Source organism: Kosmotoga pacifica (assembly GCF_001027025.1).
GTDB lineage: Bacteria > Thermotogota > Thermotogae > Petrotogales > Kosmotogaceae > Kosmotoga_B > Kosmotoga_B pacifica.
On the sequence record NZ_CP011232.1, the window covers coordinates 29,772 to 54,455 of the forward strand.

Annotated in this window: 27 protein-coding genes and 4 tRNA genes; 10 read left to right on the top strand and 21 right to left on the bottom strand. The window is 44.4% G+C overall.

The window, feature by feature from the left end; genetic code table 11:
* The first annotated feature begins 1 nt into the window (after window position 1).
* From lexA to IX53_RS00105, 3 genes are read left to right on the top strand one after another with little or no spacing between them, the layout of a single operon-like run.
* Window positions 2-628: a transcriptional repressor LexA gene (gene lexA, locus IX53_RS00095; protein WP_047753624.1), complete on the top strand. Its 627-nt coding sequence runs from the start codon at window positions 2-4 to the stop codon at window positions 626-628.
* A gap of 11 nt (window positions 629-639) precedes the next feature.
* Window positions 640-1,098, top strand: coding sequence for a ribose 5-phosphate isomerase B (gene rpiB / locus IX53_RS00100; RefSeq protein WP_047753625.1), 459 nt, complete (start codon window positions 640-642; stop codon window positions 1,096-1,098).
* A complete protein-coding gene (locus tag IX53_RS00105) occupies window positions 1,098-2,066 on the top strand; it encodes a histone deacetylase family protein (protein WP_047753626.1) in 969 nt (322 codons plus the stop codon). Before rpiB ends, IX53_RS00105 begins: the two co-directional genes overlap by 1 nt.
* 43 nt (window positions 2,067-2,109) lie before the next feature.
* On the opposite strand, the gene IX53_RS00110 is transcribed toward IX53_RS00105, so the two are convergent.
* The 20 genes from IX53_RS00110 to minC form a co-directional block, all read right to left on the bottom strand.
* On the bottom strand, window positions 2,110-4,590 hold the full coding sequence (locus IX53_RS00110; protein WP_047753627.1) for a BamA/OMP85 family outer membrane protein: 2,481 nt from the start codon (window positions 4,588-4,590) through the stop codon (window positions 2,110-2,112).
* A 100-nt stretch (window positions 4,591-4,690) separates the two neighbouring features.
* A complete protein-coding gene (locus IX53_RS00115) occupies window positions 4,691-5,233 on the bottom strand; it encodes an ATP-binding protein (protein ID WP_047753628.1) in 543 nt (180 codons plus the stop codon).
* Window positions 5,224-5,964: a PHP domain-containing protein gene (locus tag IX53_RS00120; protein WP_338035207.1), complete on the bottom strand. Its 741-nt coding sequence runs from the start codon at window positions 5,962-5,964 to the stop codon at window positions 5,224-5,226. Before IX53_RS00120 ends, IX53_RS00115 begins: the two co-directional genes overlap by 10 nt.
* Complete coding sequence (locus IX53_RS00125) at window positions 5,961-6,293, bottom strand: iron-sulfur binding hydrogenase (protein ID WP_047753630.1); 333 nt, start codon at window positions 6,291-6,293, stop codon at window positions 5,961-5,963. The genes IX53_RS00120 and IX53_RS00125 overlap by 4 nt, the downstream gene beginning before the upstream one ends.
* Complete coding sequence (locus IX53_RS00130; RefSeq protein ID WP_047753631.1) at window positions 6,293-7,252, bottom strand: CBS domain-containing protein; 960 nt, start codon at window positions 7,250-7,252, stop codon at window positions 6,293-6,295. Before IX53_RS00130 ends, IX53_RS00125 begins: the two co-directional genes overlap by 1 nt.
* A 1-nt stretch (window position 7,253) precedes the next feature.
* Window positions 7,254-7,616, bottom strand: a complete 363-nt coding sequence (locus IX53_RS00135) for a hypothetical protein (protein ID WP_047753632.1) — start codon at window positions 7,614-7,616, stop codon at window positions 7,254-7,256.
* A 4-nt stretch (window positions 7,617-7,620) separates the two neighbouring features.
* Window positions 7,621-8,310 carry an FAD-dependent thymidylate synthase gene (gene thyX, locus IX53_RS00140; protein WP_047753633.1) on the bottom strand — a complete coding sequence of 230 codons (690 nt, stop codon included), beginning with the start codon at window positions 8,308-8,310 and terminating at the stop codon, window positions 7,621-7,623.
* A gap of 13 nt (window positions 8,311-8,323) precedes the next feature.
* The gene (locus tag IX53_RS00145) at window positions 8,324-9,484 is read right to left on the bottom strand and encodes a tetratricopeptide repeat protein (protein WP_047753634.1); all 1,161 of its coding nucleotides are present in this window, start codon (window positions 9,482-9,484) and stop codon (window positions 8,324-8,326) included.
* A 1-nt stretch (window position 9,485) separates the two neighbouring features.
* On the bottom strand, window positions 9,486-10,268 hold the full coding sequence (locus IX53_RS00150) for a type I phosphomannose isomerase catalytic subunit (protein WP_047753635.1): 783 nt from the start codon (window positions 10,266-10,268) through the stop codon (window positions 9,486-9,488).
* Window positions 10,265-11,575 carry a methylenetetrahydrofolate--tRNA-(uracil(54)-C(5))-methyltransferase (FADH(2)-oxidizing) TrmFO gene (gene trmFO / locus IX53_RS00155; RefSeq protein WP_047753636.1) on the bottom strand — a complete coding sequence of 437 codons (1,311 nt, stop codon included), beginning with the start codon at window positions 11,573-11,575 and terminating at the stop codon, window positions 10,265-10,267. Before trmFO ends, IX53_RS00150 begins: the two co-directional genes overlap by 4 nt.
* Window positions 11,572-12,465 carry a DNA-3-methyladenine glycosylase family protein gene (locus tag IX53_RS00160; RefSeq protein WP_047753637.1) on the bottom strand — a complete coding sequence of 298 codons (894 nt, stop codon included), beginning with the start codon at window positions 12,463-12,465 and terminating at the stop codon, window positions 11,572-11,574. The genes trmFO and IX53_RS00160 overlap by 4 nt, the downstream gene beginning before the upstream one ends.
* The gene (locus tag IX53_RS00165) at window positions 12,452-12,787 is read right to left on the bottom strand and encodes a hypothetical protein (RefSeq protein WP_047753638.1); all 336 of its coding nucleotides are present in this window, start codon (window positions 12,785-12,787) and stop codon (window positions 12,452-12,454) included. Before IX53_RS00165 ends, IX53_RS00160 begins: the two co-directional genes overlap by 14 nt.
* Window positions 12,788-12,790: 3 nt before the next feature.
* A complete protein-coding gene (locus IX53_RS00170) occupies window positions 12,791-13,582 on the bottom strand; it encodes an epoxyqueuosine reductase QueH (RefSeq protein WP_047753639.1) in 792 nt (263 codons plus the stop codon).
* Complete coding sequence (locus tag IX53_RS00175; protein ID WP_053001062.1) at window positions 13,579-14,385, bottom strand: ComEA family DNA-binding protein; 807 nt, start codon at window positions 14,383-14,385, stop codon at window positions 13,579-13,581. Before IX53_RS00175 ends, IX53_RS00170 begins: the two co-directional genes overlap by 4 nt.
* 7 nt (window positions 14,386-14,392) lie before the next feature.
* Entirely contained in the window at window positions 14,393-15,142 is a 750-nt protein-coding gene (locus IX53_RS00180) for a hypothetical protein (protein ID WP_047753640.1), read from the bottom strand.
* On the bottom strand, window positions 15,139-16,125 hold the full coding sequence (locus IX53_RS00185; RefSeq protein ID WP_053001063.1) for a dehydroquinate synthase/iron-containing alcohol dehydrogenase family protein: 987 nt from the start codon (window positions 16,123-16,125) through the stop codon (window positions 15,139-15,141). The genes IX53_RS00180 and IX53_RS00185 overlap by 4 nt, the downstream gene beginning before the upstream one ends.
* The gene (locus IX53_RS00190) at window positions 16,122-17,132 is read right to left on the bottom strand and encodes a M42 family metallopeptidase (RefSeq protein ID WP_047753641.1); all 1,011 of its coding nucleotides are present in this window, start codon (window positions 17,130-17,132) and stop codon (window positions 16,122-16,124) included. Before IX53_RS00190 ends, IX53_RS00185 begins: the two co-directional genes overlap by 4 nt.
* Window positions 17,129-18,169: a M42 family metallopeptidase gene (locus IX53_RS00195; protein ID WP_047753642.1), complete on the bottom strand. Its 1,041-nt coding sequence runs from the start codon at window positions 18,167-18,169 to the stop codon at window positions 17,129-17,131. The genes IX53_RS00190 and IX53_RS00195 overlap by 4 nt, the downstream gene beginning before the upstream one ends.
* The gene (locus tag IX53_RS00200; protein WP_047753643.1) at window positions 18,159-19,181 is read right to left on the bottom strand and encodes a M42 family metallopeptidase; all 1,023 of its coding nucleotides are present in this window, start codon (window positions 19,179-19,181) and stop codon (window positions 18,159-18,161) included. The genes IX53_RS00195 and IX53_RS00200 overlap by 11 nt, the downstream gene beginning before the upstream one ends.
* Window positions 19,178-19,834 (bottom strand): septum site-determining protein MinC, encoded by a 657-nt coding sequence (gene minC / locus IX53_RS00205; RefSeq protein WP_053001064.1) that lies wholly within the window; start codon window positions 19,832-19,834, stop codon window positions 19,178-19,180. The genes IX53_RS00200 and minC overlap by 4 nt, the downstream gene beginning before the upstream one ends.
* A gap of 32 nt (window positions 19,835-19,866) precedes the next feature.
* Between minC and IX53_RS11025 the strand changes: the two genes are divergently transcribed.
* The 5 genes from IX53_RS11025 (at window position 19,867) to IX53_RS00225 (ending at window position 22,060) form a co-directional block, all read left to right on the top strand.
* Window positions 19,867-20,070, top strand: a complete 204-nt coding sequence (locus IX53_RS11025) for a hypothetical protein (RefSeq protein WP_156173060.1) — start codon at window positions 19,867-19,869, stop codon at window positions 20,068-20,070.
* Between the two features lie 371 nt (window positions 20,071-20,441).
* A tRNA-Glu gene (locus IX53_RS00210) sits at window positions 20,442-20,517 on the top strand.
* Window positions 20,518-20,522: 5 nt separating this feature from the next.
* A tRNA-Val gene (locus IX53_RS00215) sits at window positions 20,523-20,597 on the top strand.
* Between the two features lie 8 nt (window positions 20,598-20,605).
* A tRNA-Phe gene (locus tag IX53_RS00220) sits at window positions 20,606-20,681 on the top strand.
* A gap of 101 nt (window positions 20,682-20,782) precedes the next feature.
* Window positions 20,783-22,060, top strand: a complete 1,278-nt coding sequence (locus IX53_RS00225) for an MFS transporter (RefSeq protein WP_047753644.1) — start codon at window positions 20,783-20,785, stop codon at window positions 22,058-22,060.
* Window positions 22,061-22,075: 15 nt separating this feature from the next.
* Here the strand turns inward: IX53_RS00225 and IX53_RS00230 are convergent, their stop codons facing one another.
* Window positions 22,076-23,296, bottom strand: a complete 1,221-nt coding sequence (locus tag IX53_RS00230; RefSeq protein WP_047753645.1) for a M48 family metallopeptidase — start codon at window positions 23,294-23,296, stop codon at window positions 22,076-22,078.
* Window positions 23,297-23,395: 99 nt separating this feature from the next.
* Between IX53_RS00230 and IX53_RS00235 the strand changes: the two genes are divergently transcribed.
* On the top strand, window positions 23,396-24,565 hold the full coding sequence (locus IX53_RS00235; protein WP_047753646.1) for a phosphopentomutase: 1,170 nt from the start codon (window positions 23,396-23,398) through the stop codon (window positions 24,563-24,565).
* 35 nt (window positions 24,566-24,600) lie between these two features.
* Window positions 24,601-24,676, top strand: a tRNA-Ala gene (locus IX53_RS00240).
* Window positions 24,677-24,684 lie beyond the last annotated feature (8 nt).

Here is a 24,684-nt window from a genome sequence, read left to right on the forward strand (position 1 = left end):
GGTGACACTCACGGAGCGTCAAAAAGAAATTTTAGAGTACATCGAGAACTTTATAAAGCTCAACGGGTATCCACCAAGCATCAGGGATATTTGCCGGGACTTCAACATCGCCTCTCCCCGTGGTGTTGCAAAACATCTGGAAGCTCTTGAGAAGAAGGGGTATATTGAACGCACCGGGGTATCGCGCGGAATCAGGGTAATCAAACAGGCCGACGGGACATCGGTCACCGAAGAAAATGATGTCGTTATGCTCCCCGTTGTTGGTGTAATTGCTGCAGGTGAAGCTATTCAGGCCATTGAAAACCACGAAGACTCCATACCCGTTCCACTATGGATGGTACGTCGGGGATTTGAGTATTATGTGCTGAAGGTAACTGGAAACAGCATGATCGATTCCCACATAATGAATGGAGATTACGTGGTAATAAGGAAGCAAGAATGGGCCAACAACGGTGATATAATCGTTGCTCTCATCGATGGAGAGAATGCCACGCTGAAAAAGTATGAAAATGACGGCCCCAAGATTAGACTGATTCCATCGAATCCTGAAATGCTTCCCATCGTTGTTGAAGCTGATAGAGTCAGGATACAGGGAAAACTCGTTGGTTTGCTAAGATGGTACAGATAGGAGTGTAGATGATGAAAATAGCGATAGCATCTGATCACGCCGGTTATCGCCTTAAAGAGAACTTGATCCCCTATTTAAGGGAATTAGGGCATCAAGTAGAAGACCTAGGTACCTATTCGGAAGATTCTGTGGATTATCCTGATTTCGCAGCCCGGGTTGCGCGGAAAGTCATGTCCGGAACCTGCGACAGGGGTTTGCTAATCTGCGGTACAGGAATCGGCATGTCAATAGCCGCAAACAAATATAAGGGAGTAAGAGCGGCTCTCTGTCTTTTCCCGGAAATGGCAGAGTTGGCTAGAAAGCACAACGATGCCAACGTACTCGTTCTCGCCGGAAGGCTAACGGGATTCGAACTGGCCCACTGGATAGTTAAAACGTTTTTTGAAACGGAGTTTGAAGGTGGCAGACACGGCAGGAGAGTTGAGAAGATAGAAAGGAATCCCCTTGAAGAAACGGGTGGGACGAGCTGATGAAAGTCTTCTATGACCGGCGTCATTTGTTGCACTCACCTCAAAAGGAGCTCGACAACGGCGAGTGGATTGAAAACCCAGAGAAACCTATGAGGATAGAATCGATACGTGAACGAATGGAGAACTTTTTCGGATATACGATACAGGAAAGTGAATACCACTTCGAGTCGTACATTTACCTGATCCACGAACCGGAGTATGTGAGCTGGTTAAAAAAGAAGTCGAATGAAATTGAATCCGGGAAAGAATACTTTCCAGAAGTTTTCGGTCATGACAAGGTCTTCGATACAGGTACTCCCATTACAAAAGCCGCTTACACCGTATCATTAGCTGCGGTCGCAACAACTCTTTCAGCGGTCGATTCGATTCTCGATGGAGAAAGCGTAACATACGCCCTCTGCAGACCACCGGGACATCATGCAACCCGTTCTCTTGCTGGTGGATATTGTTATTTTAACAACGCAGCCATCGCGGCGAGATACTATCAAAAATACACACAGGGATATGTGGCTATTCTGGACCTTGACTTCCATCATGGTAACGGAACACAGGAAATATTCTATGAGGATTCCAGTGTGCTTTACGTATCCATTCATGGTTCACCGGAGAAATATTATCCCTGGATCAGCGGCCATAGTTGGGAAATCGGTGAAGGCGAAGGTCTGGGATATAACTTTAACTTCCCGCTACCGGGTGATATCACTGGTTCTGAATATCTAGGGGCTCTCGAGAAGGCCCTTATAGAAATTGAAAATTTTGATCCTGATCTTCTCATAGTTTCCCTCGGATTCGATACCCATACCGAAGACCCTGTGGGATACTTTTCACTTGTCGATAGCGATTATTATATGGTAGGAAAGCAATTGAATGAACTCGATATACCATTGTTAATAGTTCAAGAGGGTGGTTACAACGCGGAAGCAAATGCAAGGGCAGCGGTGAACTTTTTCAGCGGAATGTTAAAATGAGCATACATCAAATAAAAAGAACGGGGCAATAGCCCCGTTCTTTTTAAAATGCCGGCCCGAAGCCAAAAAAGAATGTACCCCAGTAGGGTTCTGTAGTTTCACTAAACAAGTAAGAATTGTATCCGTAACCTACTCTAATCACCCCGATCATGGGGATGGAGAGGTCGAGACTCAGTCCGAAGTCAATCACGTTGTCCATACCTATGATGTCCCATGATGTCGGGTCATTGCGATAGAATACGGCGTCCACAAAAGCTGTGAGATCCACCGGTACTGAACCATTGCTCAATGGGAATCTCAGCTGAAGGGAACCAGCAGTTACGCCGTATGAATGCTGACCGAGCAGAGACGAGGTCTTTACCCTGATGAAGAAATCAGGTGAGAGTAAATATTTCTCATAGACTCCATTGTTGAGAGGCAGCAACTGCTCGATACTCAACCTCAGACCTATTACAGGATTGGTGTTGGATTGGGCAAACTCGTCTGTTTCACCAAGCCTTATAAACTTCTTGTATCCTGCCCTGAGCCCAAGAAATTCCTGATTGAAACTACCTAGCAATCCTCTCATATAAACGGCAAATGAGAACTCCGAACCCGAATTTGGTCTTAAGAGGTCATCTCTGGTACTAAAATCATAATTAGCCGAAAGATAAAGGCCATCAAATCCCGTGTTCTCAGTCTCGCTGGAAGGTGATGTTGACTCGGTGGCAACTATTGATTCCTTTGAAATAAACTCAAAACCTGTTGAAAAACCGAATTTAGAAGCTGCAGAGATGCGATATTTTGGTGAGAAAGCGAAACTGATCTCGGTGTATCTTGATGATGTAGTGGTCACAGTGGCATCTTCTTCGGTTATTTCTGTCTTCCCATAATAGTTGAACGCCGCCGAAGTCTGGAGATCCCAGTTAGAGCCTCCCACTTTAGGGAGCGTGTAATTGAGTGTGATATTGTATGTGGGAGAACTCGTGGTTGTCGTCGTAGCACCCAATGTTTCGTCGAATTCTACCTTCTTATCACCCTTTATTGGTATGCTCACTGTCAGCTTCGTGGCTATATCCTGACCGTAGCCAAAAGGATTCAAAATGCCCACATCAAGGTTGAGATTGAGACCATTCTGCCAGCCGCCTCCACCCATGAACTTTCCATTCTTTTCCTTTTCATCGAGTGTTATAACTACGTCCAGTGTATCTTTGTCTATCGGCACAGGATTTATCACTACAGATTCGAAATAGTTAGTGGCATTTAAGAAAGCGTAAGTATTTCTATAGTCTTTCAGATTTAGTGTCTTACCCTTTTGAATCACTATTTTGTCCCAGATGAGGTATTCCCGGGTTTTTTGATTATCTACAAATTCGATTCGTATATCTCTAACTTTTGGTTCGTGAATACCAAACTTCAAAAATCCTTTTTCGGCATCAACAGAGGTCGTGATTGAAGTGAAAAGATAACCGCTCTCTGAGAATAGTTTGTATACTGAATCTACGGCCAGAGCGATTTTCTCATTCGTAACCGTCTCGCCTTCTTTCAGACCAGAGGTTGTGAGTATCTGCAATTCTGATAGGTTTTCGTTTCCTTCAATGAATATACTTTTCAGTTCCATGGGGTTTTCTATATAATCTGCGGGCTTCAAGTAGAAAGTGATTACCTTCGAGGGTTCGACTCCGCTGGGAACTTCAGCTGTTTTTATATTTTGGAAGGCGTTGTTCAGTGTGAGGACCATAAGTTGGTACACTCCTCTTTGATCCCATGGACCCTCCTTATTCAAGATATATGAACTGTACAGATTTTTAACGGCGTTTATGATGTCTTCTTTCTTGGGTGTATAATCTTTCTTTTTCAAGAGTAACCTTGCGATCGGTTGCTTATCATAATAAGATTTAAGTGTTTTCAGTTTTAACCTGTCTTTTAGAATGGAAATGACTTCCTCTGAGAAATCTCCCTGAAGTTCAATATCCCACAGGTAATAGGTCTTGACAATAAAATGTACTTCGATGGGGCCATCTACTTCTTCACTCAGGATCTTGCTCTTTTCAGGAGAAGTCTCCCACTCTATCTCATAGAATGGTTCGAAGTAACCCCTTTCTTCGAAAAGTGCTGCGAGCTTTTCCTTAGTACGAGGTATTTCATAAATTAGGTTGTAAGGTTTCATGGGATAACCATTCTTAAAACTCAAGCCCGAAGCTTCTAGAGTATCAACGTTGATGAGTTTTGGGCCAAAATAGCTAAAACTAGCAATCACAGGTGGGTATTCTTTCACAGTCACACTCAGAAGTCCGCTACTCTCATCAAATGAGAAACTCACAGCTTCAAAATATCCGCTGTCTTTCAAAGCGGAAACCGATGCTTCCAGGCTTTCCTGCTCTATTTGTGTTCTCAGCGGAATAGAGAGCATTTCCAAGATTTCCCCTCTTGAGAGCTTCTCATTTCCGTCAATGGATATTTTTCTCACCGTTACTGGCCCAGCGAACACTACGGTCAGGGAAAGAGCGATCAGCAGTACCAGAAATATTTTTTTGCTCTTCATCTGTCGTACCTCCTGTGCAATTTATTTATCATCATGGTAAGAAATCTAGATCATGTCCATGGCCACATACTTGAAGCATGTGTAAAAACTGCTTGGTGTATCAGAGTGATGCTTCAGCACCGGCAATAACTTCCCGTACCAGCTTTATTTTGACTGGATTTACAGAAAAATCGTTCCCCAAAGCCCTGACAAAGTCAGTTCGGGAAAATTCATAGCCCGAACCGTCCTTTTCACGATATATCACCCACTCGATGTCATCACTCATCTGTATAACTGCCACCAGCGTTTGAACCAGGTCGCCAATGGGTTGACAATCAATATTAGATAATATAAAAGTCGCGAAAACTTCCGTTCCTCGACCTGCTTCCGACGACAGTTCGAACACGCCACCGGTGGACTCTGCGGCCTGTTTTAATAAAGGTAACCCCAGTCCGAATTTTTTGGATTTTTTCTTTTCCGTGTAAAAGGGGTCAAGGACTTCTGAAAGCTTTTCACGACTGATTCCTTTTCCATTGTCCGTGACCTTGAAAGAAAAGAGCTGTCCACTCATTTCCTTGATTTCAAGATTGATCCTGCTTGCCCCAGAGTCGACAGCATTCTGGTAAATATCCAGTATATGATCGGCTATTGTCCTCATTCCCATAGAAGTTTCACTCTCTTTCTGTCGGACATGCACTTGATGAACTCATTGAAATTTCTACCCTCCGCTTTCACTTTCATCACCGGTTTCAGATGCTGAAGTGCATGAGCGTCCGAAGAATGTATTAAGTTCAATCGTTTGTCTGCTTGATAAGTTTTCAATGATTCTTTACGCGAAATTTCCACAGTAATCCTATTGTTTTCTTCGAGCATGGGAATAAAACCCAGCTGGTATATCACTCCCATTTTTCTCTCTATATGAGAATAGACGTAAAAACCACCGAACTCTATGACAGAACGAATAGCTTCTTTTAGCTTCAAATTAGCGGGCTGACCGAGCCATTTTTCCTCAAATGCAATGAATTCATCTTTGTCATTCACATAAAGCTGGTAACCAAACTTTTCCGGATCAACTGAGATGTTCGGTATCAAGTTGTTCAGCCAATCTGAATATGCCTCAGCGATGTCGACAGACTTAAAAAAAGCCAAGAGGTGGACGTCTTCAAGGGTATGAATTTCTATGCCAGGTATAACAACAATACCGTATTTTCCAAGTACTTCCGAAAAGACCCTCACGTTCCCAGCGGAGTTGTGATCTGTTATGGCTACCCAATCGATTCCCAGCTCTTGTAGACGTTCTGCAACTGCACCGGGGGTCATCGTAATCTCCCCACAGGGTGAAAGGCAACTGTGTATGTGAAAATCGGCGTAAAATTCTCCAAGCACCTGATTCACCTCAGGCCGGCTTTGAATAGATCTACACAAGCACGAAAAGAGCTTTTCTCAGTCGAAAGAAGTATTATCCCGTTCTCTTTGGCCCTTTCAATCGTTTCTTCCTCGTAGCTCAATCCATTACATAAAAGGATGGCTTTGATGCCAGTGATACTTGCAACGGCAAGAATGTTGACATGGGATTGAACCGTCAACCATATCGATTCATCGGGGGCATTACCCATTACATCCGAAAGTAGATCTCCAACGTAGCCATCTTTGATTTCCACTTCGAGGTTTTCGCCTGACACAACGTTGAAACCACAATTTGCCACTAGGTCTTTTAAGAACATTATGTTCTCCCCCTCTCGCAAAATATCATTTCAACAACAACACCTTTCCCCACTTCGGACATAACAACCATCTTGTCGGAGTACCTTCTCATATTCGGCAAGCCCATACCAGCACCAAAACCGAGTTCCCTTATATGGTCAGTTGCTGTGGAGTAACCCTCTTTCATTGCTTGTTCCACATTTTCAATTCCCTTTCCGTGATCCTCAACCCTCACCTTTATACAGTCCTTTTCGACCCAGCAATATATACAACCCTCACTCTCACTGTGGATGACGACATTGACCTCTGCTTCATACGTAGCGATAGCCACACGCCTAACCAGCCTTTCATCGAGTTCCTTTTTATTGAGAAAGGCTTTAAGTTTTGCCGCACCGGCTCCCGCAAGATCCACATCGGTATAATCTATACGGAAGGTGAAGTCGGCATCGCTCTTTTTAACATAATCACCGGTTATAAGCGATCTATCAAACCATTCTGCTTCTTTTTCAAGGATCTGGGAACGGCGTTCATCGTGCACATAAATCAAGCGAAATCTCTCTAAAATGGTTCTTATGATATCTTTTTTTGAGATAACGCCGAGTATTTTCCCACTCTCATCGATGACGGGAAACCTTCCAAAATGATAACGTTCGAACTTTGAAATGATGGAATCGAGCGACTCGGCAGGTGAAAAACTGACTACTTTCTTCGTCATATGTTCTTCTATGGAGTCCTTGATACACCCTTTTTCCAGGGCTACAATGATGTCTTCTATACTCACTATGCCAATAAGTTGCTTCTTGTCATTGACTACAGGTATCCCTGAAATCTTTCGTATCTTCATGAGCTCTTTTGCTTGCCAAAGCGTCCGTTCCGGTGTGAGAGTTATTACGTTTTGGTTCATGATCTCCGCAGCTGTTATATGCGAAAAGTACTTCTGCAGTTTCTGCAGGAGTTCATCCACCCTGTCTTCGCTCATTTCAACTATCCTCTTTCGTAATAGGGTCTTTCAGCCCGAATTTATAGAGTTCTCCGCAAGCCCTGAACATGGAAATCCGGGCGTGTAACAATGCAAGGCCAAGTTCTTTGGCCAGGTATGTTGTACTTTCCGGAACGGTATCTTTTCTGACAATCAGTACTGCAGAAGCACCGATTACGGAAGCGCTTCTGACAGCTTGAGGGGAATTAAGACCAGTAATAAGGAGCATTCCGGGTTTGCCAAAGGCGAGTACATCGCTCATGAGGTCGGACGCCCCAACATACTCTATCTCCAACTCTTCATAATCTGCAGGGGCGCTCAGTACTTCACAATTAAAGAGCTTGCATATCTCCTTCAACTTCATCAAATCACCTCTCGTCTATCTTCAATAGGTCACCTGTATAACCATACTTAATGAAAGCCTCGTATGTCAAAGGGCACTTTTTATGAAAAATCTCAGCTATGGCAAATGCGTATTGCTGCATTTCCCATTGCGCATGGGAATCAGCTCTGAGATTCAAGAAATTCATGAGACTCCTTGCGTTGATCGTCCAATAACACTCTGTATACATGGCCGTCGGGAGTACTATCCTGGCGAGCTCCCGTGCCACTCCCATCGCTAAAAGTTTATTGTAGGTTATAAAGGTATTTTCAATGGTTTTCTCAATTAATTCTATAGCTTCTTCATTAAGCGTATCATTGTCACTTATCACCGAACCCTGTTTGTTTACAGGATCTGGTATTCTGACACGTTCTGGAATATACCAATCTTCTTTGAATTCGGTATACCGTCCACTTCTTTCGTTTATCGAAGCGATTCGGTGTCTTACAAGCTGGCGCATGACAAATATGGGAAGTTTGAGATGAAATTTGAAAACTATGTGTTCAAAAGGTGAATGATGCCCATGGTTCATCAGGTAATCGATTAAATTCTTATCCCTTTCAGGGGTTGTCAGACCCTTTCCGTAACTTACCCTCGCCGCCTGAACAGCAGAAAAATCATCTCCGAACACTTCAACGAGCCTCACAAAACCTCTATCAAGCACTTTTATTTCCACAATTTCTTCCTCCTTAGCTCTCCTTCTTCGCGCGTTCTTCCTGTTTTTTTCTTCGTCTATTAAAGAAGTATTCCAGGAAAAATAGGCCAAAAACCACTGCGCCAATTAATGGACCAATCTGTTTCAAAATGATGTCCAGTATCAATTTTCGTCTCAAAAACTGAAGGGTCGAAGCTACCTGATCATCATACTCCTCCATACCGCTCATTTCGAGATAGAAACGTGCTAATGTATACCGGTCTTTCTCGTCGGAATTCAGGTAAGCCAGTCCCAATCTAATCATTGCCTGGCGGTTATTCGAATCGTTTTCGATAGCTTTCCTGTAGTAAAATATTGCAGAGTCTACGTTGCCTTCTTCCTCAGCGATTTTCCCCAGCTCTTGATAAGCAACGGAAGCATATTTCTTCGGCAGCTTCGACATCGCTGTGTTCTTGAGAATTATTTCAGCAGTTCCAAGCTGTCCCAGTTTTATGTTGGCATACGCAGCAAAAAATCGCGAATTGTCGTCTGGTATATCCATTAGTTCGTAGTCTTCGAGTAATTCAGCATACATTCCAAGATTATACTCACCTTCAATTATCGTCGCCAGTATATCATCATCTGGATTCAGAATGATGGCCTTCTGCCTTAGGGCTTCAAAAAACTCTTTGGAACCAAAACTCGAATGTGAGTGGTAATAAAACAGCACTTTGTACAGGAAATATGCGTTTGGATATCTATCGATGAGTTCTTGAGCAAAGGTAGTTGCTTTCTTTCCAGAATTCGGGTCCTTCGTTTGTTGCCAATCAAGAAAATAGATCCTTACAGCTACTGCTTTTGACAGATCGGAAGTCTTTTCGAAATCGATGAGGTTGAGACTGCTCACAGTGGAAGTTGCTACCAGAGTTTCCACTATTTCAAGTGAATACTGGAAGTCCTTCGGAAGGTTTTCAGTTCTGACCCTTTCCAGGTAATCGAAGAACCTATCTTTGTAATTCCATTCGAGTGTTTCAATATAAACCAGACCGTTTCCAATTGCTTTCAGCGCGAGTTCTGTATCGCCTACCTCTTCAAGTGAAGAGATATTATAAATATAATCAGGCGAAAGTATCAGATCAACCGCGTCCTCAACACTCACACCCAACATTATGCTGAAACTAAAGACGAACAAGAAAAGAAAAATTCTCTTGATCATGTCAATCCCTCATTTCGACGATTATCCATAAAAAGGGATGTTCTCGGGAGAACCTATCTTTTATCACGACAAAGAGTTCTGGCTTTTCTCCAATGACTACCGCAATTCCTGTACCGGTGACCTCCATTGCAGGTGTCACACTGAAAAAGCCGAGTTTTACCCTTTCTTTGAGTCCCCTGATTATCTTTGGCCTCAGTTCAGGTCTGATCGCTTTCTTCGCCTTTTCGATGTGCAATTCCCTGCCCCTACCCCAATCGTAGGTCCTGTAAGTGATATCGGAAGCTTGCTGGATCTCTATAAGGTTTGAATCAGGACCGAGGGCGTGGACAAGTCCAGCGGGAAGCCCCACAAAATCGCCTGTGTCTAGTTCGAAATAGGAAAGAGAATCCGGACCGATCTGTTCCGGGAGAGTCTTTTCTTTGAACCCGGCCGCAATTTTTCCCCGGGAGGTGAAATACCAGCATTCGGTCTTACCCCACGGTTCTCCTTCCAATTTCCGGGCTGTATCATCATCAGGATGAACCTGGACCGACAGCCAATCCCTGGTGGAGATGAACTTTATCAACAGCGGGAACCTGTTGATCTTTCTTCCACAAAACTCTTCGATAAACTCTCCGGGATAGTGTAAACCATCCCCGCTCTTGAGCGGAGTCTTCATGCTATCGATATCAGAAAGCAACCATACTTCTCCAATAGGTTCATCACTTTCTACGCCGTACAGTTCGTTCAGCTTCCAATTTCCCCAGGGTCTGGGTGAAAAGACAGGTTCTGAGCGCAGTATCATAATATCCCTTCTCTCTCAAGGAATGACTTCATTGTTTCTATGGCACGTTTTGCTTTCAAGAGTTTCTTCTCACGTTTCCCCCTTGCACGAACGGAGGGCAGGAGTCCAAAGTTGGCGTATACAGGGTTCAACGGTACTTTTCCAGAGATGGTTATATGATCGATGAGTGCACCGAGCATTGTCGCTTTCGGTAGCACGAACGTTTGACCAGTCTTTAAAAAATGCTCAACATTGAGGGCGACAAAACGTCCGCTGGTGATCGCTTCTACATACCCTTCGAGTCCGGTAATCTGGCCACAGAAAAAGAGGTTACTGAACTCCCTGGACCTCAGATCCGGATTCAAGAGTTTTGGAGAGTTGAGGTAGGTGTTTCTGTGCATCACGCCGTATCGGACGAACTCGGCGGAATGCAGAGCCGGAATCATCCGGAACACACGTCGCTGTTCATTCCATTTCAACCTCGTTTGAAAGCCAACAAGATTGTAGAGCGTCCCTTCAACGTTTTCTTTACGCAACTGGACAACAGCGTAAGGTTGCTCCCCTGTCCGGGGGTCGATCAGCCCAACGGGTTTCATCGGTCCGAATCTCAGGGCGTCGATACCAGACCTGGCTATTTCTTCAACAGGTTGACAGCGCTCAAAGAGGAGTCTATCGGAGAAATTCTCTATTGGAGCCCTTTCTGCGTTTACTAGAGCATCGTGAAAGACTTCATATTCTTCTCTTTTCAGCGGGCAATTGATGTAATCTCCGGATCCCTTGCCGTACCTATCGGCTTCGAAGGCGAGGGTCATGTCTATGGAATCAGCGGCAACGATAGGGGCCACCGCATCGAAGAAGAATAGGTCCTCATCGAAAACACTCAAAAGCCAGCTTTCAAAATCAGGAGAAGAAAGTGGCCCAGTTGCCACGATCCAGATAGTATCTTCGTCGTTCAGCTCTATACTCTTAACCTCTTGTCTTATGACGTTTATGTTTGGGTTTTCCTTAATGAGTCTCGTGATTTCAGCTGAGAATTTTATCCTGTCGACCGCCAGTGCCTTTCCCGCGGGAACCCTGTATTTTTTCGCAATCTCGATTAATATGGAACCCAAGAGAGTGGCCTCTGCCTTCAACACCCCGGAGGCATTTGACAGGTCTTCTGATTTCAGGGAATTACTACACACAAGCTCTGCAAAATCCCCGGTCCTATGAATCTCGGTTGTTCTTTGTGGCCTCATTTCATATAAGCTGACTTTGAAGCCCCTACTAGCCAAGCTAAGGGCTGCTTCAGATCCCGCGAGCCCACCGCCTACTATGTTTATTCTCATGCTCTTTTTCCTCTCCCGAATCTTTTTCTATAATAACGGAACAGAAGTTCCTGGTAATAGCCAGCATATGGATAGAACCTGTTCATTGCAAACCTCATGATTTTCCTCGTGCTTCCTTCCACATTGAAGAGATCTTTCATGACCCTTTTTATCCAGATATCGACGGGAAATGAATTCAGTTCAGCATAGCCGAACAGCGTTATACAACTGGCGACTTTGAAACCGATTCCTTTGTGTTCCATGAGCTTTTCGAGCTTCTCATCGAGCGGAAGGTCTCTCAAGGATATGAAAAATTCTTCTTCATTGAGATTCTGGAAAAGCTCGTAGAGCCATTGAGCACGGAAGGCGAGCTTTAATTCTTTGAGTTGTTCTAACGTTAAAGTTTTCAACTGGGGCAGCTTTGGAAAGCTGTAAAACACCTCATCATTGAGTAGAATCCGATTCTCATGAAAAGACGCAGAGAGGGCGTCTGACGTCCTCCTTATCGTTGGGATGTTGTTTCGAGTCGAGATTATGTACTCCACAGTCATTTCAAAGGGATCCTGTCTTAAGATCCTTAGCCCTTTCCCTTCTGCTATGGACTTCAGGGAAATCTCTTTCGCTGGCTCTGGTAAATCATGGGACAATTTCTCAATTTCCATGAGTATATCCTCCAGCGGGTCATCAAAACCCAGATAATGCATTAATCCAGTGTCTATATCCTCTCCCAACAACCTATCAGATGAAGCGATGACCTCCAGAGTCCCGTTTTTTTGACGAAGGAAAAGAGCTGTATCTCTTACGATGCCTTTCCACCACCCGTTCGATCTCACCCAGCGAAAAGTCTGACCGCAATCAAGGGTGATATCGAGATTGAAAATCCGAGGCGTTTTAAGCTCAAAGCTGACCATGGTTTCCACTCCTCATGATCAACTCAGGGAGTTTCGAAAGCAATCTGTATCCCGTGTCCTGTGTCACCTCTCCAAAAACAGCGAGTAGAAACTTGTTGCCCCTCACGTTGACTGGTATAACACTGACAAGTATTCCTTCACTCGAAGTAGTGCTTCGAGTACCTGTGCTGACGGCTAGGGCGATAGACAGCGAAGGCACCCGACAGGGAAGCTCTGTGCCAAGGCTTTCTCCCTTTTCATTTATCAATCTGAGTTCTATTCCCAGTTCCGGGCTCAGAGATTCCAGCTCCATCACGAATTTCTGGATCTCACTCTCTAGCATTTTCTATCTCCTTTCGATTCTGCAGTTGTATTTTCCGCACTTCAACCAGTTCTTATTGAGTCCGAATTTTTCAGCTGTATTTTCATCGATTACGAGCGCAGAAGGTTTAAGTATTTCAATAATTTTTTTCAACTCACTCATATCCTTTTCGCCCAATTCGGAGAAACTCAGGGGTTTTCCCCTGAATTGCCATAGGTGCTCCAGCTGGCTGAAGTGTTCTCTGAACAACATCCTATCTCTTTCATCGCGTTCCTGCTTTTTTATGACTTGCTCTCTCAAGGCAAATACGCAGCCACAATAGTTCTGTTTGTATACATCTTTCATTAATTCCCTGATTCTCTCCTTGTTCTTTCCATTCCTGAAATCAAAGGGGATGTATTTTACCCCGAGTGCCTTTTCTACTTCGCGGCCGACACGGTGAACCATTTCAACGTTCTTCTTGGGACTCGCCAGCAAAGTGGTTGAAAAAGCGCTGTACCCTAATGCCTTTGCTCTTTGTGCTGTTACAGCCAGCCTGTATCTGATACAGTAATAACAACGCTTACCCCCTTCTGGTTCTGTGGCAAACTTTGAGAGAAAATTCGATGAGAAATCACCGTCGTATTCTCCTTCTATAGTATCTATCGGATATCGTTTGCTGATTTTGTAGAATTCTCTGAGCCTTTTCGTGTACTCTTCGTATGGAAAAATATTTGGGTTGAAAAAGAACACTGTGATTTCTTTTATATCCTCTTCCTCGAGATGCTCCAAGGCGATCAATTCATCGGGTGCACAGCAGACATGCAGCAGAATCAAAAGTCAATCATCTCCCTGATCTTTTCGAGAGTTTTATCACCTATTCCTTTTACATTCCTTAGTTCAAGCGGATCTTTGAAAGGACCACGTTCCTCCCTGTAACTGACAATCCTTTCTGCGAGCACAGGACCTATACCGGGCAATTTTTGGAGTTCTTCAATATCCGCGAGATTAACATTCAGCTTTTCAGGGCCTGATGTTGCTGGAGTTCTCATTTTTCCTGAGCGAGTTTTAACTGTTATAAAGTCCTTGAGCCCGGCGAAGATTTTTTCACCTATGCCTTTTACTTCCTTTAGTTGTTCAATGCTATCAAATCCACCACGGTTCTCTCGATATTCAATAATACTTTTCGCTTTGCTATCGCCTATACCCGGTAATGCAATGAGCTCTTCCAGCGAAGCCTTATTCAAATCCAGCTTGTTGATGGTGTCTTGAGTTTGCTCCTGTTTTGGCTGATTCACCGAAATGAACTCTTTGATTTTTTCAAGGGTTGCAGGACCAATGCCTTTAACATTTAACAGGTCTTCCAGACTTGTGAATCCGCCGTGAGTTTCCCGGTATGCGACGATACTCTTCGCTTTGGTGGATCCTATATCAGGCAGCAGCTCCAACGTCTGGATATCAGCAATATTAATGTCTATCGGAAATCTTTCCTTCGCTTCCATTCCCGGTAGCTTTTCTCCTGCGGTACTTTCTACAGAATTTTCAGGACTCAGAACAGCCACAAGGGCCATGATTAGGACAAAAAGAAATGCTCCAAGAATTTGAGCTTCTTTCGCCGAAAGTCTCTTCAATTTCTTCATTTTACATTCATTCTATCCTTCTTGGAAAACGATCGGAGATCCTCCATCCTGTCAATTCTTCCACTTCTGCCACGTTCAAGTTGCTGGAGTACGCCCGCACTGTGTCAAGATCAGGAAACAAACCGAGAATTGCTGAGTAAAAAACACGCCCATCGGATGTAGTCCATCTGTAGACAAATGCCGGATATCCTCTCGCTCTCAAGTTTATAACCTGTGGAGCGAGGCCATCCGCCAGAGTATGGGAAACAAGCTGTAAGCCGTAAACAATCTTTGATGGATACAACCCCTCTAACGGTAATCCAACTAAAGAAGCGACGCCATAGAGTCCATCCTCAATTCTGGTGATGAAATAGTTCAGTTCACCTGCCTCCACACAAAGCTTGAAAGCCACATCACTGTTTACCACAACGTATGAAAAATCCGTCCCTTCCATAAAATAATCGAAAGACCTTAGTATCAGCTGTTCGTAGTCAAAAGTTTCGAGATAGAAATTACGTTCAGGTTTCACTGGTTGAGGTCTTTCAATAACCACCTCAGAAGAGATTTCTGATAGTCTCGTTGCCGGGATTGCGGCCTCAATTTCTTCAGATTCTTCCGGCAAAAAGTTTGAACGGATTTCATCTATTATCAGACGATAGCTTTCAGCTTCTTTTTTTAACAGATAAGCATAACCACCCAGCAAAAAGGTAAATATGGAAAGTCCCAGGATAATCACGATCAGAACTCTTATCACAATCCCTATACTTCTCTCCGTCATAGCAAACGCTCCAATTCTCTTCCATGGTCTCTCAGAAGTTTGAAAAATTCTTCAGTGCCTATTTTTTCATGGAAAATGTTCCCGAAACATGGTATCTCTAGTTCCAATTTCTCTATCTGACCAAGGTATTCATTGATTGAACTAAAATCAAGGCGCAAAGGCCATTGCCTGCTCCAAAACTTTCTCACTAATTGAAGTAAATACTGCTCTTCGCTCACGACACCAAAGATCTTACCTAGCCATGCTTCAAAAACTGTGCCAAAGGCAAGCGCATTTAGGAATTCCAGTTTAAGCCTGAACACTGACTCGAATATGTTGGCAAACCCCATACCTATGACACCAGGACTGTCCTTCACGTTCTCTGTGTAAAGCTTTATACTCAACCATAAGATATCTGTCCATGTGTCATAAGACAACTCTTCCCCTTTTTTTAGTAGTTTTTGTAGATACCGAAATGCATGTTCATCATAAGAGTATGTTATGAGCAAAAGGGGGATCAATTCACTGTTGCCTTTTTCCTGTAACCTTGAAAAACTGAACTCTGGATCAATATAAATTCGTCCTGGAAGACCGCAAACAGCTAATAGATCTTTTCTGAATTCAAAATTTACGTAAAATCTTCCGTGAATCGGCAAGAGCGACTGCGCCAGGCAGGTTGTAGGCACGGCGAAAAGTTCCTTCACCTGGCTGTGTGTGTATACAGAATATCCCACCAGATCAATGAGCGCACCGCCACCAATTGCTGTCACCAATGAGCGATTTCGTGTTCTGAACAACTGATATAGCTCAAAAACTCTATCTATAGACTTCACATGTTCTCCACCAGGCAATAGATGCACTTCAGAGGGGACCTCGGTGAAGAAACTATTAAGGCCGGAGTCCATCACAACAATGGACTCCGGTGAAAATATATTGATATTCTCTTTGCCAAATAAGATATCGCAACGTTGTCTTTCATGAAGCTCAAAAGAAAGTGTTTTCATGCTACTCCTTCTTCGACGAGTTTCTTCAAAAGCTTTACTGTGTTCAACACATCGTCGTAGTCCACCATTTCGTGAGGTGTGTGTACATATCTGGTGGGAACGGAGACTGTTCCCGCAACTATGCCAGCTCCTGTGAGCTGATAACCCCGGGCATTGGTTCCACCAAAGATAAGTATTTCGTACTGATACGGGATAGCATGCTTTTTAGCCACTTCTGTTAACTTTTCAACGACCTGAGAGGAACTGATGCTAGCCTTGTCCTTTATCTTAATTGCAGGTCCCCCACCGAGTTTGAAGCCCATTCTCTTGAAGGCTTTTGGTGTGTCTGGTCCCCCTGTAATATCGACGGCTATTGCCATATCGGGTTTGATATCAAACGCTGCTACGCTTGCACCGACAAGCCCTACTTCTTCCTGGACACTGAAGACGAAATACACATCATCTTTAGGATCTTTGAGTTCTTTCGCCACCTGAACGAGGATAGCACAGGCTATCCTATCGTCCATTGCTTTTGAAACAAGACGCTTTCCATGATCCAGGAATGTAGCGTCGTAAGTTCCGAAGGTTCCGATGGGGGCTTTCTTTTCAGCTTCTTCTTTGCTTGTTACACCAATATCCACATAGAGCACATCAAAGGCGAGGTTCTTTATGTTTTCTGAATATTCCTTGCCCGTTTCTCCTTCGACACCCACAACACCGATAACACCAGTTTCAAATCTTATTCTTGAGCCAAGGAGTATGTATGGTGAGACACCACCAATCATCTCTACTCTGAGGAAGCCATTATCGTCGATGTGAGTAACGACCACACCTATCTCGTCCATGTGGGCATCGAAGAGCAGCTTTTTCCCGGAATTTCCCTTTTTCCAGGCGATCAGATTACCAAGGGCATCCACTCTATAGCCATCGACATGGTTCTTTATCTCTTCGATGATAGCCTCTCTGATTGCATCTTCCCTGCCGCTTGGTGAAGAGATCTCCGTAAGTTTTTTTATGAGTTCTTTCATTCTGGTAACACCTTCCCTTCAGTCACAAGTATCTTTGCAAGTTTAATAAGCGCCGAGAAGTCTCTGGTGTCAATTATAGAAACGGGCGAATGGATATATCGTGAGGGCGTGGAAATCACGCCCGATGGTATTCCACTGAGAGTCCTGGCCAGTCTCGCCGCATCTGTTCCTCCAGCAATCCTGGCTTTGTGCTGGTATGGGATATTATTGCTTTCCGCGGTAGCTTTGATTGTTTCGTAGATTTTCCTGTCCAGTACGAGACCACCGTGAGCAAAAGTAAGCGCTGGACCATGGCCAAGCCTCGTCGCCCAGCGGTTTTCTGGTATCTCCGGGTTATCTCCTGCTGTGGTGTTCTCGAACACTAATGCGGCGTCAGGAACTATCTGCTTTGCAGCAACACCGCTTCCCCTGAGTCCAACTTCTTCCTGTACCACCCAGGCAAAATAGATATCGTGTTCGAGAGAAGTATTTTCCAGGGAGTTGAGCACTTCCATAAGAATAGCGCAACCGCTTCTGTCATCGAAAGCCTTCCCTATTGCATAATGTCCCACTTCCTCATACTGTGTGTCAAAATACACCGGATCTCCTACCTTCACCTTCTTCAGTGCCTCTTCCTTTGAAGAAAAGCCCATATACACGCTCAGTTCTTTGTAAGAAGGCGCTTTAAGGAGGGAATTATCCCTTTGGAGGTGAATGGCTTTGAATCCGATGATACCCTTGAGCAGGTCTCTGCCGACCAGCACCTTCTTACCAATGAGCACCCTCGGATCGACACCACCAACACGCACGATGCCCACCGAACCGTCTTTGTTTATCTTACTAACCATCAGACCTACCTCATCCATATGGGCGAGGAGCATTAATTTTTTCGCGTTGTTATTCTTGCCTTTCTTCAGAGCCATAAGATTTCCAACGCTATCGCGCCAGTATTTATCGACTTTGTCCTTAATTTTCTCTTCGATAAAGTCTGCTACTTTTTCTTCAAAGCCGGAAATTCCGGGTATCTCTGTTAGCTCTTTCAAGAGTTCAAACTTCATTCTTTTCACCTTCTTCCAGCTCAGAAAGGAAAGTGGATAGGAGTCTCACGCTATTTTCGACATCCTTTGTATCGACCACCTCAACGGGGGTGTGCATATATTTCTGAGGGAGGGAAATCAACAATGTCGGTATGCCTATACCCGATATCTGAACTACATCAGCGTCAGTTCCTGTCCCTCCCGCGGCAAATTCGTACTGAATGGGAATGTTGTGCTTCTTAGCTGTGTTTTCAAGTATTTTGAAAAACTTTTTATCTATATTTGGTCCTCCAACGGAGATAGCGGGTCCCTTTCCAATGCTTATCTCGAACTCTGAGTCATCGTGGGTCACGTCCAAGGCGATACCGAGATCAGGTTGAATAGCCTCCGCTGAGACTTTCGCACCAAAAGATCCTATTTCTTCGCGCGAAGTGAAGATAAAATACACATCAGGTCTGCTCGTGAAACGTTCGAGTTCTTTCGCTGTGAGTATGGATATACCACAGCAGGCCCTGTCGTCGAGGGCCTTACCGACTACTTTACCGCTTAGTTCAATAGCTTCGAAGTCGATGACGGCAAGGTCACCAACCTGCACAGCTTCATAGTCGGGATTCACGGATAAGTCTATGAACAGTTTGTCAAAATCAGGGACTTTATCGCGTGTTCCCTTATCCTGAAGATGGGGAGCAAGCATGCCGATCACGCCCCGGCGTTCAACGCCATCGCGGCACTTTATCTTGACCTTCTGTGAGATCAGAACTTTAGGATCTATGCCTCCTAATTTCTCGAACCTCGCAAAACCGCGTTCGTCGATTCTGGAAATAACCAGGGCGATCTCATCCATGTGTGTAAAAATAGCGACTTTCTTTCCGGTATTACCCTTTTTCAGGGCGATGAGGTTACCCATGTTGTCTATGCTAACTTCGTCAACGTGGGGTTTGATTCTTTCGAGAATGAGTTCGCGCGTTTCGTCTTCATAGCCCACGGGTCCGAAAGAGTTCGAGAGTTCTTTGAGTAACTCTGCAGCTTTCAAAGCGTTCCCCCCTTAGTTTCAAATTTGAGGTTATCGAAGCTCTCCACAACGACCCTTCCGGTCCTAATATGAGCAACTGCTGGTTGGGAGAGTCTTTCATAGTCTTGAGAAATAGTCCCGCCTATCTGTAACAGCGAGGGGGAGAGTTCTATCGCAGCGATAACTGCCTCATTCCCCACAGAATAACCAGCTCTCAAAATTCCCTTTGCGGAGCCAAATACAACTATACTTCCGCCAGCGATGATTTCGGCGCCGGTGTGGACATTTCCCATAACAATTACATCATAGTTATGGACTACGATCTGACCGGAGCGGAGATTGCGTTTGACCACAAGCGCACCCCTAACTTCCGTTACCTTCTCCCTGACGAGATTGTATTTCTGACCGATCTTGACATCGGCTTTCTCTAAACTGCCGACCAGTATATCCTTCACCTTTACTCCCATGTTGTTTAAGAGGGACACAATATTGACGATATCGTCGGGTTTGCTGGTTTCCTGGGTCAGCATAAGAGATATCTCGTCTCCTTCTGAAAAAAAGTCTTTTGCTTCAGAGAATTTCGCCATTATTTCCTGTTTGAGGGCTTCGACACTGGTATAGGCTTCTATTAGCAAGATCAACCCTCTCTTCGTCATGCGGAAATCTATAGGCAACAGGATCCCTCCCTTCACATGTAAATTTTATCATGAAAGGGAAGATTTCCATATTTCAGAAGTTCCATTTTCCGTTGGAAAAACTGAGAAAGCGAGATTCGGGGAAAACGGTTGTAGGTTGTAGGTTGTTGGTTGTGGGTTGTAGGTTGTACGTGATAACGAGAATCGAGAAGAGCGAGTTTGGGATATGGAAAATGAGATCCGGGGGTACGAGAGTGAATAGAGCTTTCAATTGACGGTTTCTAGTTCTTGGGCTTTCTATACTCTAAACCCTATACCCCAGACCCTATACCCGTTCTTCTAAGTTCTTCAATTAACGAATAACGGAAAACGGTGGACGCTCAACGGCATTAGCTGTTCCCAGCATCGAGACTATTAACTAACAACTATCAACTGGCAACCAAGAGAAAAGAGGGTTTAGGGTTTAAGGTGTAGAACGTACAACCTACAACCCACAACCTACAACAATCTTTAAGTTCTCGATTCTCGGGTTCATTCATTCCAACTTCATTGAAGTTTGAATTTTTTTAGATTTCAAAATAGTGAACATACTTATTCCCCCTTGACCACCTGAGATTTATAGTGTATGATAATTAACGATGTTCTGGCCCCCATCGTCTAGCGGTCTAGGACACTGGCCTTTCAAGCCGGCGGCAGGGGTTCAAATCCCCTTGGGGGCGCCAAGGGTGGAAGCGTAGCTCAGTGGGAGAGCGCTTGCCTTACAAGCAAGAGGCCACAGGTTCGAACCCTGTCGCTTCCACCAGCTGGAACGGCGAGGTAGCTCAGATGGTAGAGCAGTGGACTGAAAATCCATGTGTCGACGGTTCGATTCCGTCCCTCGCCACCAGTCCATCCCCTGACTCTAGCCCTGCAAACGCGGGGCTTTTCAATTTGCTAATACTGTCAACACAGTAAATTTACAGTACTTTACTACAAGGAGGTGCCTCCATGAACATCGACAAGGTGATTGAGAAATACGTTCCAGTCAGAAAACAAAGCCTCTTGCTCTTCTTTACTTCCCTCGAATGGATGATCGTTGCTGCCGGTGTTATGATCCTTTCTCTAACACTTCCGGGCATCCTCAGTGAACTTCCGGGTGCAATGCAAGTAAAGGGAACTATTGCGAGTTCCGTTTTCATCGGCATGCTAATAGGCGCTTTCTCTTCTGGACTTCTCAGCGATTTCTTTGGTAGGAAGTGGGCCAATCTCTCATACCTGATTCTCGCTGGTTTCTTTACCTATTTCACGGGAATGTCAAAGACCCCCGAGACTTTTATTCTCTTTAGATTGTTCTCAGGTATAGGTTACGGTGGATTGCTTCCCGTTGTAAATGCATATCTCACAGAATTCACTGCTATCCGGATACGCGGCAGGTTCTTAACACTCCTTGAATCAAGCTGGGCCATTGGCAGCATTTTAATGGGACTCTTCACAGTTCTCTCGCTTGATACTTTAGGCTGGCGGTGGTCGTACTACGGCTTATCGCTGATATCCATTCCATTACTGATAGTCGTTCTGGTACTGCCGGAAAGTCCAAAAATTGCTTATCTAAAAAAAGGTAAAAAAGGACTGGAAAAAGTTCTCGGGGTTAATATAGAGGAAGAAGTTGAAGTGACGAAACATGTTAAAATGCCAATTATAAGCCTCTTCAACCGAGACTACTTTTCTCAGACCATTATGGTATGGATCCTCTGGTTCAGTGTTAGCTTCGTATATTATGGACTTTTCATCTGGGCACCAAAGATTTTTAGTTCAAAAGGTATCACTCCACAGAATTCACTGTGGTACACCTTCTTTATGCTCGTAATGCAGCTACCTGGTTATCTGCTTGCGGCGTATCTCATTGAAAAGATCGGAAGGAAGAAAAGTACCGCTTTTTTCTTCCTCGGTACGGGTTTTTCCACTCTTCTTATGGCTGCTATAAGTACACAGACCGCCCTGCTGATTTCCAGCGTGATAATATCCATATTCTGTCTTGGAGCCTGGGGAATGGTGTATGCATATACGCCTGAGCTCTATCCGACGAAAATGAGGGGACTTGGGAACGGCGCTGCAGGTGTCATGGCGAGAATTGCAGGCATCGTAGCCCCATACTATACGGCATTCATTATGGATAAAACAAACTCAATAACCATGGTTATGATCCCCATGGCTGCGTTGGCGACCGTATCAGCCATTCTCGCGATCACCCTTGGCAGGGAGACGAAAGGATTACCTGTAGAATGATTTTTGGAGCGAGAATCAACTTAGACTCTGGAGTGCTTTTATTCTTTCGGCAAGTGTGGGATGTGAATAGTTAAAAAAGGCATAAAGAGGATGTGGGTTCAGGTTTGACATATTGGCTTTGTATATCTTCTTCAGGGCCTTCGCCAGCTTCTCCGGATCACCGATGATCTCCGAGGCGTATCTATCAGCCTTGAACTCCATCCTCCTTCCATAAGCTGCGAGGAATCCCCTTCCCATGGAAAAAAGGGCGCCTATGAAAACAACACTATAAAGGAGTACAGTGTATTTTTCATTTACTCCGAAGTAGTTCACTATTATCTGACTATTCATCAGAAGCCATAGCAGATATGTCACCATGATTAGAAACAGTGAACTCACAAAGATGTTCTTGAGTGTATCTTTATTGACGTAATGACCTGCTTCGTGGGCGAAAATCGCCTCTATTTCATCGATATCACAGCGGTCGAGTAACGTGTCGAAGAGCACAATTCTCTTACTTTTTCCTATCCCGGTGAAAAAAGCATTGGAGTGCTTTGAACGCTTGGATGCATCCATAACGTATATCTTCTTCGCTTTGAACCCGGCTCGAACAGCGATGGCTTCGAGTTTTTCCTTTAATTCTTCGTTTTCAAGGGGCGTAAACTTGTTAAAAAGTGGCATGATCAACGTTGGCACTATCCAACCAGCAAGAAACTGCACCAACAGTATTCCTGCAGCAAGGGGAAGCCACCAGTTGCCGATGTTGTAAACGATCCATAGCGCACCTGCCAGCAGGGGGCCTACTATGACGATGTTCATTATGAGAGACTTTAGAATGTCTATGATGTATAGCTTAACGGTCATAGTGTTGAACCCATAGCGTTTTTCTATTGAGAAGTTACTATAAAGGGAAAATGGTAACGATAAAACGAACTCAATAGCACCCACCACAGCAAAAAAGAGAAGACCGTTATAGATGGGATTGTTTGTTATGTTAACAAGGCTTTCGAGTTTTCTGTAAATCACCAAAAGAAGCAACAGGGTGATACAAGTGTCTATAACATCGGAAACGATCGAAAGCTGTATCTTTTCACGATTGTATTTTTTGAACTTCTGAAACTCAACATCATCGATTTCGTCAGTAAGAAAATCAGGAATCTTCGAGTTGGGACCTGTAGAATAAGTAAGGTTCAGTTTTTTTAAGACGATGTTGAAAACTCTAACTCCGATGAAAAGGAGAATAAAAAGGGCAGCCATATCTGTACCTCCTGAATTAAATTCAATTTTCATCCATCCAATTATAACCGTTGCATGGTAATATCAATAAGTTAAGATCCAGGAATGGAGAGTGATGGGATGCGCACAATAATAATCGTTCTTGACAGTGTCGGTGTGGGTGAAATGCCCGATGCGGCATTATATGGTGATACCGGTTCGAACACCCTCGGTAATACTGCAAAATCTGTTGGTGGATTAAATATGCCTAATTGTCAGCGACTCGGCCTCGGTAACCTCACTGATATTCTTGGCGTTCCACCCGTTGAAAAAGCTCTGGGAGCTTATGGAAAAATGCTGGAAAAGAGCCCTGGCAAGGACACAACAACTGGACATTGGGAGTTCATGGGGATAATCCTTGAAAAACCTTTCGATATGTTTCCAAATGGTTTTCCCGATGAAATAATTAAGCCTTTTGAAGAGGCCACAGGAAGAAAAGTTATAGGCAACAAACCTGCTTCAGGTACTGAGATCATAAAAGAGCTGGGGAAGGAGCACGAAGAGACAGGGGCGCTGATCGTCTATACTTCAGCGGACAGCGTCTTCCAGATAGCAGCACACGAGGAGGTCGTACCGGTACCGGAACTGTACAGGTACTGTGAAATCGCCAGAGAGATCCTGAACAACAGCGGCTACAAAGTGGCCAGGGTCATCGCCAGACCCTTTGTAGGCAAATGGCCTGATTACACACGTACACCAAACAGGCATGATTATTCCCTTCCACCCGAAGGGGAAATAGCTCTCGAACGTCTTGTAGAACACGGAGTATCAGTATACGCCGTTGGAAAGATAAATGATATCTATGATGGTCACGGAATCACTGAATACGTGAAAACGAAAGACAATAACGATGGTATCGACAAGACGATTGGCTATCTTAGAACGGTGGAGGAGGGACTCATCTTCACCAATCTAGTTGATTACGACATGAAGTATGGCCATAGAAACAATCCTGTTGGTTATGCTAAGGCGCTGGAAGAATTCGATGGACGATTGCCTGAAATAATGGCAGTCATGAAACCTGAAGATGTGCTTTTCATTACTGCAGACCATGGTTGCGACCCCACGACACCCTCAACCGACCATTCAAGAGAGAAAGTGCCATTACTTGTTTATGGAAGCCGCATAAAAGAAAATGTCAATCTTGGTGAACGCGAAACTTTTGCTGACCTGGGGCAAACGATTCTTGACCTTTTCGGAGTTCCTCTTATGAAAAACGGGAGGAGTTTCAAGGCGGAAATAGTACGTTGAACTTTTTTTCACCCTGAGTTATAATACTTGCGTGTGGGGTCGTAGCGCAGCTGGGAGCGCGTCGCCTTCGCAAGGCGAAAGTCGTGGGTTCGAATCCCATCGACTCCACCAGAAAAAAA